General features: G+C 66.7%; 15 protein-coding genes. 10 read left to right on the plus strand and 5 right to left on the minus strand.

Going from position 1 to position 12375, the window contains the following annotated elements; genetic code table 11:
- Positions 1 to 48: 48 nt before the first annotated feature.
- A complete protein-coding gene (locus ACT6UX_RS06280) occupies positions 49 to 1500 on the plus strand; it encodes a glutamate synthase subunit beta (RefSeq protein ID WP_444774288.1) in 1452 nt (483 codons plus the stop codon).
- A 54-nt stretch (positions 1501 to 1554) separates the two neighbouring features.
- On the plus strand, positions 1555 to 1992 hold the full coding sequence (locus tag ACT6UX_RS06285) for a type II 3-dehydroquinate dehydratase (protein WP_444774289.1): 438 nt from the start codon (positions 1555 to 1557) through the stop codon (positions 1990 to 1992).
- 10 nt (positions 1993 to 2002) lie between these two features.
- Here ACT6UX_RS06285 and ACT6UX_RS06290 read toward each other — a convergent pair whose 3' ends face one another.
- Positions 2003 to 2923 carry a pyridoxamine 5'-phosphate oxidase family protein gene (locus ACT6UX_RS06290; protein ID WP_444774290.1) on the minus strand — a complete coding sequence of 307 codons (921 nt, stop codon included), beginning with the start codon at positions 2921 to 2923 and terminating at the stop codon, positions 2003 to 2005.
- Positions 2923 to 3315: a GFA family protein gene (locus ACT6UX_RS06295; RefSeq protein WP_444774291.1), complete on the minus strand. Its 393-nt coding sequence runs from the start codon at positions 3313 to 3315 to the stop codon at positions 2923 to 2925. Before ACT6UX_RS06295 ends, ACT6UX_RS06290 begins: the two co-directional genes overlap by 1 nt.
- Positions 3316 to 3413: 98 nt before the next feature.
- Between ACT6UX_RS06295 and ACT6UX_RS06300 the strand changes: the two genes are divergently transcribed.
- The 5 genes from ACT6UX_RS06300 (at position 3414) to ACT6UX_RS06320 (ending at position 7302) form a co-directional block, all read left to right on the plus strand.
- Complete coding sequence (locus ACT6UX_RS06300; protein WP_444774292.1) at positions 3414 to 4310, plus strand: LysR family transcriptional regulator; 897 nt, start codon at positions 3414 to 3416, stop codon at positions 4308 to 4310.
- Positions 4311 to 4365: 55 nt separating this feature from the next.
- A complete protein-coding gene (locus ACT6UX_RS06305) occupies positions 4366 to 4719 on the plus strand; it encodes a DUF1428 domain-containing protein (protein ID WP_444774293.1) in 354 nt (117 codons plus the stop codon).
- A gap of 66 nt (positions 4720 to 4785) precedes the next feature.
- A complete protein-coding gene (locus ACT6UX_RS06310; RefSeq protein ID WP_444774294.1) occupies positions 4786 to 5367 on the plus strand; it encodes an RNA polymerase sigma factor in 582 nt (193 codons plus the stop codon).
- The gene (locus ACT6UX_RS06315) at positions 5280 to 6317 is read left to right on the plus strand and encodes a FecR family protein (protein WP_444774295.1); all 1038 of its coding nucleotides are present in this window, start codon (positions 5280 to 5282) and stop codon (positions 6315 to 6317) included. The genes ACT6UX_RS06310 and ACT6UX_RS06315 overlap by 88 nt, the downstream gene beginning before the upstream one ends.
- Positions 6318 to 6408: 91 nt before the next feature.
- Positions 6409 to 7302 (plus strand): FecR family protein, encoded by an 894-nt coding sequence (locus tag ACT6UX_RS06320; protein WP_444774296.1) that lies wholly within the window; start codon positions 6409 to 6411, stop codon positions 7300 to 7302.
- On the opposite strand, the gene ACT6UX_RS06325 is transcribed toward ACT6UX_RS06320, so the two are convergent.
- Entirely contained in the window at positions 7299 to 8138 is an 840-nt protein-coding gene (locus tag ACT6UX_RS06325; RefSeq protein ID WP_444774297.1) for a class I SAM-dependent methyltransferase, read from the minus strand. The genes ACT6UX_RS06320 and ACT6UX_RS06325 overlap by 4 nt on opposite strands.
- Positions 8139 to 8222: 84 nt before the next feature.
- Positions 8223 to 9128 (minus strand): DUF1194 domain-containing protein, encoded by a 906-nt coding sequence (locus ACT6UX_RS06330; RefSeq protein ID WP_444774298.1) that lies wholly within the window; start codon positions 9126 to 9128, stop codon positions 8223 to 8225.
- A 131-nt stretch (positions 9129 to 9259) separates the two neighbouring features.
- On the opposite strand from ACT6UX_RS06330, the gene ACT6UX_RS06335 reads away from it, so the two are divergent.
- The 3 genes from ACT6UX_RS06335 to ACT6UX_RS06345 are packed head-to-tail and all read left to right on the plus strand — an operon-like array spanning position 9260 to position 11781.
- Entirely contained in the window at positions 9260 to 10468 is a 1209-nt protein-coding gene (locus tag ACT6UX_RS06335; RefSeq protein WP_444774299.1) for an acyl-CoA dehydrogenase family protein, read from the plus strand.
- A gap of 54 nt (positions 10469 to 10522) precedes the next feature.
- Positions 10523 to 11455: a DnaJ C-terminal domain-containing protein gene (locus tag ACT6UX_RS06340; protein WP_444774300.1), complete on the plus strand. Its 933-nt coding sequence runs from the start codon at positions 10523 to 10525 to the stop codon at positions 11453 to 11455.
- Positions 11452 to 11781, plus strand: coding sequence for a chaperone modulator CbpM (locus ACT6UX_RS06345; protein WP_444774301.1), 330 nt, complete (start codon positions 11452 to 11454; stop codon positions 11779 to 11781). The genes ACT6UX_RS06340 and ACT6UX_RS06345 overlap by 4 nt, the downstream gene beginning before the upstream one ends.
- Before the next feature lies 1 nt (position 11782).
- On the opposite strand, the gene ACT6UX_RS06350 is transcribed toward ACT6UX_RS06345, so the two are convergent.
- Positions 11783 to 12367 (minus strand): NAD(P)H-dependent oxidoreductase, encoded by a 585-nt coding sequence (locus ACT6UX_RS06350; RefSeq protein WP_444774302.1) that lies wholly within the window; start codon positions 12365 to 12367, stop codon positions 11783 to 11785.
- Positions 12368 to 12375 lie beyond the last annotated feature (8 nt).

Raw genomic sequence — 12375 nt, forward strand, 5'->3', positions numbered from 1 at the left:
CCCTGGCCCTCGCGGGCATCTGCAAAGATTTGAGCGGGAGTTACTGATATGGGCCTAGCCACGGGCTTCCTCGAGATCGAGCGCAAGGACCGCTCTTACGAACCGGTCGAGCAGCGCCTGAAGAACTACAAGGAATTCGTCCTGCCGATGCCGCCGGCCGAGGTTTCTCGGCAGGGAGCGCGCTGCATGGATTGCGGCATCCCGTATTGTCACAACGGATGCCCGGTCAATAACATCATCCCGCAGTTCAACGAGCTGGTGCGGCGCGACCGATGGAAGGATGCGCTCGAGGTCCTGCACTCGACCAACAACTTCCCGGAATTCACCGGCCGCATCTGCCCCGCCCCCTGCGAGGCCTCGTGCACGCTGAACATCGACGACAACCCGGTGACCATCAAGTCGATCGAATGCTCGATCGTCGATCGTGGCTGGCAGGAGGGCTGGATCCAGCCGCTCGTGCCCGTCCAGAAGACCGGCAAGCGCGTCGCCGTCATCGGTTCCGGACCAGCGGGTCTTTCGTGCGCCCAGCAGCTCGCGCGCGCCGGTCATTCGGTGACCCTGTTCGAGAAGGCCGACCGGGTCGGCGGCCTGCTGCGCTACGGGATTCCCGACTTCAAGATGGAGAAGCACCATATCGACCGGCGCATGCGGCAGATGGAGGCCGAGGGCGTCGAGTTCCGGACCGGCGTCGAGGTCGGTGCCACCCTGTCGATCAAGTCGCTGCTCGAAGGCTATGACGCCGTCGCCCTGACCGGCGGCGCCGAGCTGCCGCGCGATCTCGAAGTGCCGGGGCGCGAGCTGAACGGCATCCATTTCGCGATGGATTTCCTGACGCAACAGAACAAGCGCAATGCCGGCGACGACGAGGCGCGTGCCGCGCCGCGCGGCACGCTCACCGCCAAGGGCAAGCATGTCATCGTGATCGGCGGCGGCGACACCGGGTCCGATTGCGTGGGCACGTCGAACCGCCATGGTGCGGCTTCGGTGACGCAGCTTGAAGTCATGCCGCAGCCGCCGGTGCGTGAGAACAAGGCGCTGACCTGGCCCGACTGGCCGCTCAAGCTGCGCAGCTCGTCGAGCCACGAGGAAGGCGCCGCCCGCGATTTCGCGGTGCTGACCAAGCGGGCGGTGGGCAGCAACGGCAAGGTCGAGGCGCTGGAGTGCGTGCGCGTCGAATGGATGAAGGGCGCCGACGGCCGCATGGGCATGCAGGAGGTCGCGGGCAGCAACTTCGAACTCCGGGCCGATCTGGTGTTGCTGGCCATGGGGTTCCTCGGTCCGCGCCGGCCGGGCCTCGTGGAGCAGGCGGGCGTCGCGCTCGATCCGCGCGGCAATGTCGCGGCCAACGTGAAGGACTACCAGACGTCGGTGGCGAGACTGTTCGCCGCCGGCGACATGCGTCGCGGCCAGTCGCTGGTCGTCTGGGCGATCCGCGAGGGTCGTCAGTGCGCGCGCGCCATCGACGAAAGCTTGATGGGGACCTCGACGCTGCCGCGTTGACTTGCGGAACGGGTTTCGTTCGCTCATGGACGAAATTGCAGTAAGGTTCGCCTGATGAACCTGCTGCTGATTCAGGGCGCGAACATGGAGTATCTGGGCCGCCGACAGCCCGAGCTCTATGGGACGACCACCGCCAAGGAACTCGACGCCGCGATCAGGCGCCGGGCCAAGGATCTCGGCGTCTCGGTCGAGATCGTCTACACCAACGCCGAGGGCGAGGCGGTGTCGGCCATCTACAAGGCCGATCGCGCCAAGTTCGACGGGTTGCTGTTCAATCCCGCCGGCTTTCTCCATGGCGGCCACGCGCTGCGCGACTGCCTGCGCTCGATTTCGATGCCGGCGATCGAGATCCATATGACCAACATCGAGAAGCGCGGCTTCGGGTCGATCACCTCGGAGGCGGCGGTCGGCATGATCGCAGGCTTTGGGGTTGATTCCTATCTGCTGGCGCTCGAGGCCATGGTGGCGCGGCTGCGGTCCGCCGCAGCCTGAGACGAGCTCCCTACCAGACGCCGGTGTGCAATGTGCTCGGCGCGTAGCTGCCGAACGTCGAGCGATAGGGAAAGGCGGAGGGCGTGCGCCCCGCGCGCTCGACCTCGACGCGCCACAGCCGCTCGGCGCCGTCCGGACGCGCCTCGCCGGGGTGCCAGTCGACGGTGACCTTGCCCTGGAGCTGCAGCAACTCGCCGGTGTCAAAGTTCACGAACAGCAGCCCGGCCCGTGGGTCGCCCAGCAGGTTACCCAGCGTGTTGAAGAATCGGTTGCCACGGAAGTCGGGGATGACGAGCGTGTCGCGCCGCGCGCCGACGAAGCCCGGGCGGCCGCCGCGATGGGACATGTCGAATCCACCCTCCTCGCCGAGTTCGGCGCGCGCCCGGCTGGCGACGAAGAACGTGTCGGCCGATTCGATGAGATCGCGCGCCGCCTCGTCGAGCGCTGACAGGGTCTCGACCGGCCCTGCCTCTTTCGCGGTGGGAGCAACACTGCGCGTCTGGATGTACTGCGGACAATTGCCGAAGCTCTGGGCGACATGGACCGTGAGCCCGCGGTCGCGCTCGACGATGCGGCCGTTGGCGCGGTTGCGCCGTCGCGTCGCCAGATCGATTCCCAGCAGCCCGATCCCGGCCCCGGCCACAAAGCCCGGGCCCGCGGGATCGCCGTCGCGCGGCAGGGCATCGATCGCCAGGGTGAAGGGATCGGGTGACCCGACGAAGCCCGGCGGACCGGTCAGCACCGACGCCATCGGCCAGCCCGTGGCGTCGGGCGTCGCCGTGAACAGGTAGGGCAGCTGCGAGAAGAAGGCGCGATGCTGCTCCGGCAGGAAGGGGCGGATCGGCGCGAGACCGGTTCGCTGCCCAGCGAGCCTCTGCGCCGCCTGCTCGTCGGCGTGGAACGGCAGGAAGTCCATCGTGTCGGGGGGCATCAAAAACCCTCCTGCTTCTCGGGCAAGCCGATCTTGGGGTCGTACCAGGCGGCCGCATCGGATCGCCAGATATGGAGCTGCGGCACGTTCTGAACCTCTGTGTCGAGGCAGCCCAAACGCAACAGAACGACCGGCTGCGCCACGCGTTCGGCCATCACGTGCGAACCGCACTTGCTGCAGAAGCGGCGGAACTTGCCGGGAGACGATTCGATGGCACCGAGCATTTCCGTGCCGCGCAGCCAACGGAATTTGTCGCGCGGGACCGCGGTGACCGACGAGAAGGCGGTGCCATGTGTCTTGCGGCAGGTGTGGCAATGGCAGTGTACGATCCGCTCCACGGGAGCATCGGCTTCGTAGGCGACGGCGCCGCAGAGACAACTTCCGTTCAACATTCGCGCGTCCTCCTTGGTCGACCCCAACATAAGACTTGCCGTTTTCTGCGATAACGGCACGAATGATAAAATCATAATTCCAAATTCTGGAAGAATGCATGGACCGGCTGGACGAGTTCGCGATCTTCGTGCGCATCGTGGAGGAGGGGAGCCTGGTGCGTGCAGCCCAGCGGCTGCGCCGTTCGGCGCCGGCGGTGACGCGGGCCCTGGCGGCGCTCGAGGACCGGATCGGCGTGCGCCTGATCGATCGCACGACGCGGCGCCTCGCGCCGACCGAGGCCGGCCGCGCGCTCTATGAGCGGGCGCGAAGTGTGATCGAGGCGTACGAAGCCGCCACGACGGGCGCCCTCGACGCGCCGGTACGCGGGTTGTTGCGCATCGCCGCGCCGGTGCAGTTCGGCCGGCGGCATGTCGCCCCGCTGGCGGCGCGCTTCCTCGACAGCCATGACGGTGTCGAGATCGAACTGCTGCTGAACGATCGCAACGTCGATCTCATCGAGGAAGGGATCGACGTGGCGGTGCGCATCGGCGCCCTCACCGATTCGGGCCTCGTGGCGCGACCGGCTGGGCATGTGCGGCGGCAGTGGGTGGCGAGCCCTACCTATCTCGCCCGGCACGGCACTCCGAAAGCACCGGCCGACTTTGCAATGCACGAGGCGCTGCTGGGCACGTCCCGCGGGGCGATGGAATGGACTTTCGGCCGCCGCCGCCGCGGTGCACCCGCCCATCTCGCGGGGCGCCTGCGTGTCGACGACATCGAAACCCGCCTACGCCTGGCACGCGAGGGCCGCGGAATCGCTCAGTTTCTCTCTTATCAGGTCGCCGAGGATCTCGCGGCCGGACGTCTGGTGCGCCTGTTGCGGGCCTTCGAACCTCCGCCGCTGCCCGTGCAACTGGTTACCAAGGGCCGCGCCCATCGTGCGCCGAAGATCGATGCCTTCCTCGACTTCGCGGCCAGGAAATTGTCGGCCTTGCCCATACTCCGGCTCGATTGACACACGTTGTGCAATTCCCGTAGCCCATGTGCACAAGCAAATAGAGGAGCGCTCGATGTCATATGTCGATGGATTCGTCCTCGTCGTGCCCAAGAAGAAGATGGCCGCCTACGCAAAGATCGCCCGTCTGGCCGGCAAGGTCTGGCGAGAACACGGAGCGCTCGACTATCGCGAGTGCGTCGGTGACGACCTCAAAGTGAAGTTCGGCATGCCGTTCACGACGCTCGTCAAGACCAAGCCCGGCGAGACCATCGTCTTCTCCTACATTCTCTACAGATCCAGGGCTCATCGCGACAGGGTCAATGCGAAGGTGATGGCCGATCCGCGCATGCAGAAGCAACCGCCCGGCATGCCGTTCGATCCCAAGCGCATGGCCTGGGGCGGCTTCAAGACCATCGTCGCGGCATAGGGGCTGCAGGCAGCGCAGCCTCTGCACAATTTGCGAATCGTTCGCAATTGGGATAAAGTAGCCGGGATGGCCGAGGTTTGTCGTTACGTCCTCCTGCAGAGCTTCGCCGAGCACCGTCAGGCGCTGATGCGCTTCCTGACGCGTCGTCTCGGAAATCCGTCGTTGGCGGCGGATCTTGCGCAGGAGACCTGGCTTCGCATAGCCCACAAGCGAGGCTGTGCGGTGCGGGGTAGTCCCCGCAGCCATCTGTTCGACATTGCTGCCAGCGTCGCGATCGATCATCAGCGCCAGACCGAGTCGGACGATCCTTCCCGAGCCACACCGCAACCCGCTTCCGGGAACGTCGTGTTTTACCGGAGCGAGTTCGCACGAATGGCCCGCGCCATCGATGGGCTGCCGTCGCGTTGCCGGGAGATCTTTCTGCTTTGCCGCTTCAAAGGCGTGTCGCACGCCGACATCGCGTTACGGCTGGGCATCAGCCGTAACGCCGTCGTAAGCCACATGGTGAATGCTCTGGCCGCGATAGAGCGCGAGATGGCCGCCCCCCCGCTAGAGCGGGCGTGGAAGACATCGCCGCACGGAGCGTCATGCGGGAAGAAATCCAGGATCCATTGCTCGAGGAGGCGTTGCACTGGCTCGTGGTCCTGAAGGACCGAGATGCGAGCGCGGCCGATCGCGAAGCTTTTCATGACTGGCTGAATCTCGATCCCAGCCATGGCGCCGCCTGGCGTCGTGCGCAGCAGGTTTGGATGCGCTTGCGGAGAGTGGCGCCAGCCTTCGGAGACCGGCCACCGCAGCGACCCCGATCCTTCGGGCCGCCACGTCTCGTCGAGGATCTGCCGGTCCGTCCCGCGCGTTCAACGCCGGCACCGATGCGCGCGGGTCGCCGACGGTTCTTCCACGCAGCGGGCGCCGTTGCCGTCCTTGCGATACCGACGGCCCTGCTGCCCATGCGGGCGAGTCTGTTCGCCACACACGCCACCGCCGTCGGTGAACGCCGTAGGATCGTTCTGGAGGACGGATCGGGAATCGAGCTGGCCGGCGCGTCGTCTCTATCGGTCGATTTTGCCGGTGACCTGCGTCGGATCGTGCTGCACGAGGGCGAAGCCGCTTTCGACGTCGTGCAGGATCTAGCTCGTCCCCTGGTGGTGCATGCCGCTTCGGGTCAGACCCGGGCGCTGGGCATGGGATTCGACATAAAGATGAGCGATGGGCTCGTGGCGGTCGCGGTGACGGAGCATTCCGTTCTGGTGTCGGCCAACGGCGTCGAGCCGGTGACCGTGAACGAAGGCCAGCTGGTGCGTTATGGTCCCAACAGGACGGGCACGGTGCGGGATGCCGATCTTGATCAGGTGGAGGCGTGGCGGCGCGACCGGTTGGTTTTCCGAAACACGCCGCTCGGAGAAGTCATCGACGATCTGGAGCGCTATCGCGGTGGCCGTATTGTCCTGACCGATGCGCGCCTCCGCACATTTCCGGTGACGGGTTCTTTCGATGCGCGCGGGGCCGATGCGGCGCTCGACGCTATTGCGAAAGCGCTTCCGCTTCGTGTGACCCGCCTCGGCAGCCTGCTGGTCGTGCTTTCGTCGCGGGGCTGACGCGCCCGACAGAGAATGTTGCTCGTGGTGCGATGAAACATCGTCGGCCGCTCGATGGGGATGGGGACGGCCGCACCCGCGTAGCCAGTCCATGCAGATCAAGCGCGGCGCGCTCCTCGTGGGTGCAACAATCCTGGCTTTGCCGCTGGTGGCGGGTGCGTCCCGTTCGGCGATCGCCCAAAGGATCGGGATCACGTCGGCGGTCACGGGTGATCCGACCGGGAAGCCTCCGGACGAGATCGAGCGCATTCTCCATGTCGGGATCGACGTGCAGGCCGGCGAGGTCGTGACCACGGGCGATGCGGATCGCGCCCATCTCCTGTTCCTCGACGGAACCGCCCTGACGATCAGCAACCAGGCGCAGGTCACCCTCGACAGGTTCGTCTACGATGCCGACCAGAAGCTGGGCGAACTCGCGCTCACCGCGACGAAAGGCGTGTTTCGCCTCGTCGGCGGCAGGATCAGCAAGAAAACGCCGGTCGTCGTCGTGACGCCCTCGGCCACACTCACCATTCGCGGCGGCATCGCGATGTTCAGCGTCGAGCCGACGAAGACCACCGCTACCTTCATGTTCGGATACGAAATGACGATGACAGGGCAGGGACGGACGCAGAGTGTGACGGTGCCCGGCTTTCAGGTCAGCACGCTCCTTGGCCAGGCGCCAGGGCCGGCAATGCGGCCTCCGTCGGGGAGCCTCGCCAACAACATGAGCAGGCTCGAAGCGGCCGGCGGCAGGCCCGATGCGGGTCCCGACAGAGCGGCGAAGGCAACCGGCTTCTCCGACGCCAATTCCGGCAAGGGCCCGAACGCCTCCGGACCGATCCAGGGCGGACCGGCGCCGCGCGGTCCAGGGGGAGCGACGGGCCCGGGCGGACCGCCGCGGATGGGCGGACCGAGAATCGGCGGCGGTGGCTTCGATCCCGGCCTCGGCCCGGCGCAGCTCAATCCTCTTGGCGGAGGAAGCGCCCCGCACCCCGGGCCCTAGTCCGGTTTCAGCGCGATCAGCCGGATGCCGCCGAGGTCGCGCCGCAGGATCAGTTCGACGAAGCGGATGTAGGAGTCGTGGAAGGCGTCGTGGCCCATCGGCGTTCCGGCCAGGCGCGCTTCCTCGCGCAGCTGCTGGTACATCGCAAGCCGCTGCTGGAGAATCGGCCCCCATTCGTCAGTGAGGTCTGTGGCCGACTGCACGTGAAAGCCGGCTTCCCTTGCGATGTCGCCGTACGACGACATCGTCTCCAGGGGCTGGATGGCCATGCCGTCCCACATCAGCTTCGCGTCCTGTGGCGAAAGCGGCGCGTTGGCGATCCAGTCGGTCATTGCGAGCCGTCCGCCCGGCCGCAGCACCCGGAAGGCTTCCGCCAGAGTCTTCCGCCGGTCCGGCACGTGGCAGAGCGCCTCCTGGCTCACGATGACGTCCACGGCGCCGTTCGACAGCGGCGCCTCCATCACGTTGCCCTGCCGGACCCGCGCGCTACCCTTGAGGCCGACCAGCGCGATGAGTTCCTGAGCGGCGGCGACCCGTGACGGTGTCAGTTCGATGCCGGTGACGTCCGCGCCGTAGCGATGGGCGAGGTAGCGCACGGTGCCACCCAGGCCGGCGCAGAAATCGGCGACCACCGTGCCGGGGCCGATCGACGCCGCCTGCGCGATCGCATCGGTGGCGGCGAGGCCGCCATAGTGATCCTGGTCGTGTGGCCAGAGTTCCTCCGGCGTCACGCCATCCAGATGGCCGCGCGCGGCCCGCAGCTTCGCCTTGATGATGTCGCCCGACATCGGATGGCGGTCGTAGAAATAGACCGCCTGGGCGGTAGCGTCGGTCACGGGCTCCCCTCGGTCGGAATGCCCCGACCCTTGTTGCTTCGTTGGGGACATCATCCGGATCGAGCCCGAATCGGTCAAACCGCCTCAGTCGGGCGTGACGCCGAACCGCCGTTGCCAAAAATCGCGCGAGCGGCGCTCGCCGACGTCGCAGCCCAGCTCGTACTCCGGCCGGACGAACCGCGTGTAGTCGTCGTCGGCCTTGACCGGACGGCGTGCGCCGCTGCCCGATTGCGCGAGCTGCAGGCCGTCACGCGCCGCGCCGAGCTCACCGATGTCGAAGTCGTTCAGAGGGCCGATGTCGGCCACCTCCTGCAGCAGCTTCTTGCGGATGGCGCGGGGGAAATCCTCGAAGCTGCGCGCCACTTCGACGAAGGAACGCGGCCCGCCGGTGACGCAGTGCAGGTAGTACTTGTCGAGGTCGTCCTCGGCCGGGAAGCCGAACGGGTTGGGGCGGCCGTTCATGATCGGCAGGCCGTTGATGATGATGCGCTCCTTCAGCGCGTCGTGGCGGATCTCGGTGACCAGGCCGCCATCGTTGTTCGATCCGTCGCCCGAAATGTCGAGCACCTTGCGGTCGGCGTCGTAGGGGCTGCGACCGTACATGGGAATGGCGTAGCGGATGGCGCCGCTGATCGAGGTGCGGCGCGAGATCGAGATCGGGGCGTCGGACAGGCGCTGGCGGAAGTCCGCGATGGCGGCTTCCGAATCAAGCAGGGTCCAGTCGATCAGCAGTTTCTGGATCCACGAGTCGGACCATTCGAAGTAGGCGACGGCGATACGGCCGTGATTGCCGCCGAGGATTGCCCTGACGATGACCGGGTCGCCGAAGGCCTCGACATAGCCCTCGCGCTGCAACCTGGCCTCGTCCGGATCGATGCTGCCCGAGATGTCGATCGCCAGCACCAGGGCGAGGTCGACTTCCTTGCGCTCCTGGGCCGTCGCCGGCAGCGCGAGGAAGAGAAGGGCGATCAGACCAACCAGTCGGGCCACGGCGACCTCCGCGTTCGATACGCTCCTGAGGCAAGAACCATACCGCCCGTCCTGCGCCCGTGTCAGCCCGCCACTGGACGAACGGTGCCAGGGGTCGCTAGCCTTCACGGAAAGATGAACCGGAGGAAAGCATGGATCTGGCGCTCAGCAGGGAAGACGAGAACTTCCGCACCGAAGTCCGGCATTTTCTCGACGAGAATCTGACCGAAGACCTGCGCGAGGCCGGGCGCAAGACGGCCGGTGTGTTCGCGGATTATGCGGCCGGGATGCGGTGGCACAGGATCCTGGCCCGCCGCGGCTGGTCGGCGCCGAGCTGGCCGAAGGAATATGGCGGCACCGGCTGGAGCGCGACCCAACGCTACATCTTCAGCCGCGAATGCATTGCGGCCGACGCACCGCGCATCTTCTCCATGGGGCTGCGCATGGTCGGGCCGGTGATCATGAAGTTCGGCACGCCGGAGCAGAAGGAGAAGTACCTGCCGCGCATCGTGTCGGGCGACATAACCTTCTGCCAGGGCTATTCCGAGCCGGGCTCCGGCTCCGACCTTGCGAGCCTCAAGACGCGGGCCGAGCGGGACGGCGACGACTATGTCATCAACGGCACCAAGATCTGGACGACCGGCGCGCACGTCGCCGATCACATGTTCTGCCTGGTTCGGACCTCCGCCGAGGGCAAGCCGCAGGACGGCATCTCCTTCGTTCTGATCGATTCGATGACGGCGCCGGGCCTCAGCGTTGCCCCGATCCTGACCCTGGCCGGCGATCACGAGGTCAACCAGGTATTCTTAGACAATGTCCGCACACCCATAGCCAACCGCATCGGGCCCGAGAATGCCGGCTGGACGGTCGCCAAGTATCTGCTCGAATTCGAGCGCGGTGGCGATGCCTACACGCCCAATCTCTACGCTCGTCTCGACGACGTGAAGCGCATCGCGAGGGAGGAGGCGGCCGACGGGACGGGCCGTCTGATCGCCGAGCGTGGCTTCATCGAGCGGCTGGCGGAGGCCGAGATGGACATCCAGGCGCTGGAGATGATCGAGATGCAGGTCCTGTCGGACCTCAGCCGCGGCCGCAATCCCGGTGCCGTCTCCTCGTCGATGAAGATCAGGGGCAGCGAGACGCTGCAGAAGCTCGACCATCTCGGTGTCGAGGCGCTGGCCTGGTATGCCGCGCCGTTCGAGCCGGAGGCGCGCGAGCTCGGCCACAACGAGCCGACCGTGACGCCCGAGTGGGGCGTGAGCGCGATGCCGCTCTACCTCAACAACCGGGCCTCGACGATCTATGCCGGCTCCAACGAGATCCAGCGCAACATCATCGCCAAGGCGGTGCTGGGACTGTGAGCGCCTGTCACAAAGCTCTTGTAAGCTCGCAATACACGTCACATCTGTAGGGCTATGACAGATCCTTATTCCGTCTTGGGTGTGCCGAGGACCGCCTCCGAGGACGACATCCGCAAGGCGTTCCGCAAGCTCGCCAAGAAGCACCATCCCGACCTGAATCCTGGCGACAAGGCGGCAGAAGCCAAGTTCAAGGAGATCGGCCAGGCCAACGACATTCTCTCCGACCCGGAGAAGCGCCGGCGCTTCGACGCGGGCGAGATCGATGGCACCGGCCAGGAAATGCCGCCGCGCGGCTTCTACCGCGATCAGGCGGGTGGCCGCGGCGGCAAGTACGAACATGCCGCCGGCCACGAATCGTTCGTCGATATGGGCGGCATCTTCTCCGAGATGTTCGGCCAGCGCCGTGGCGGTGGTGGTGGCTTCGGTGGCGAGGGCTTCGACATGGGCGGCATGCCCGTCACCTACAGTCTGCGCGTGCCTTTCCTCGTCGCCGCGCGCGGCGGTAAACAGCGCGTGACGCTGCCCGACGGCAAGACGCTTGACATCGACGTGCCCGAGGGCACGACCGACGGGCAGACCCTGCGTCTCAAGGGCCAGGGCATGCCGGGATCGCAGGGCCGTCCGGCCGGCGATGCCTATGTCGAGATCCATGTCGACCCGCACGCCTTCTTCCAGCCGAGGGACAACGACATCCATGTCGATCTGCCGGTGACGCTCACTGAGGCCACCTTGGGCGGCAAGGTGAAGGTGCCGACGGTGGGCGGCGCGGTGATGCTCAACGTGCCGGCCGGTTCCAACACCGGCACGTCGCTTCGGCTCAAAGGCCGCGGCCTGCTCGACCGCAAGTCGGGCCAGCGCGGCGACCAGTATGTAAAGCTGAAGGTCGTCCTTCCCGAGACGCCGGACGCCAAGCTCAAGGAATTCCTCGAGGGCTGGGAAGCCGGGCGTGCCTACGATCCACGCAAGGAGATGGAGCAGTTCACATGACGACGTTGGACGAACTGCTGCGCCAGCACGGTCAGCTGACGGAAGTCCATGTCGAGCGCTGGGTGTCGCGTGGCCTGCTGCGACCGGCCGGCAGCGGCGACGCTTGGCACTTCGAGCAGATCGACGTCGCGCGTGCGCGCCTGTTGGGCGAGCTGGTCGACGAGCTGGGCTTCGACGACGAGTCGGTGGAGACGGTGGTCGACCTGGTCGACCAGGTGCACACGCTGCGCCGCCAGCTCGACCTCCTGGGCCATGCCATCGCCGAGCAGCCCGCTTCGACACGCGAGGCGATCGCGGTGGCGCTCGACCGCCTGTCGCGGCGCTAGCTCAGCGCGCGGCCCGGCCGAGGGCGCGCATGGTCTCGAAATGACGGGCCATGGCGGCTGGCTTCGCGGTAGCGACGCCGCCTACGATCGTGTCGCGCACCGGCCCGTAACCCACGAAGCCCAGGATGTTGCGCTTCAGGTTCTTGACCGCGTGTGCACGGAAGTACCAGCGGTACAGGATCTCCGGCATGCCCATGGTGACGACGATCCGCGCGCTGCGCCCGGCGAGATGCTTCTCCGGGAAGCCGTTGGGGCGATAGGCGAAGGCGAAACCCGGCCGCAGCGCCTGTTCGAAGAAGCCCTTGAGCAAGGCCGGCATGTCACCCAGCCACAGGGGGAAGAGGACCACCAGGTGTTCGGCGCGCCGGATCGCCTCCTGGGCCGCCGCGATGTCGGGCGGCGCGGTGCCGTTCTCGAATTCGCTCTGGGAGCGCAGCAGGTCGAACTGCAACGCTCCGATGTCGAGCCGTTCGACCGTGTGGCCGCCCGAGGTGGCGCCCTCCGCATAGGCATCGGCGAGGGCCCCGCACAGGCCCTTGCGGGTCGTGTCGGGATGGCCGTTCAGGATCAGGATGCGCTTCCCCATGCGCGCAA

It is taken from the genome of Reyranella sp. (assembly GCF_052439685.1).
GTDB lineage: Bacteria > Pseudomonadota > Alphaproteobacteria > Reyranellales > Reyranellaceae > Reyranella.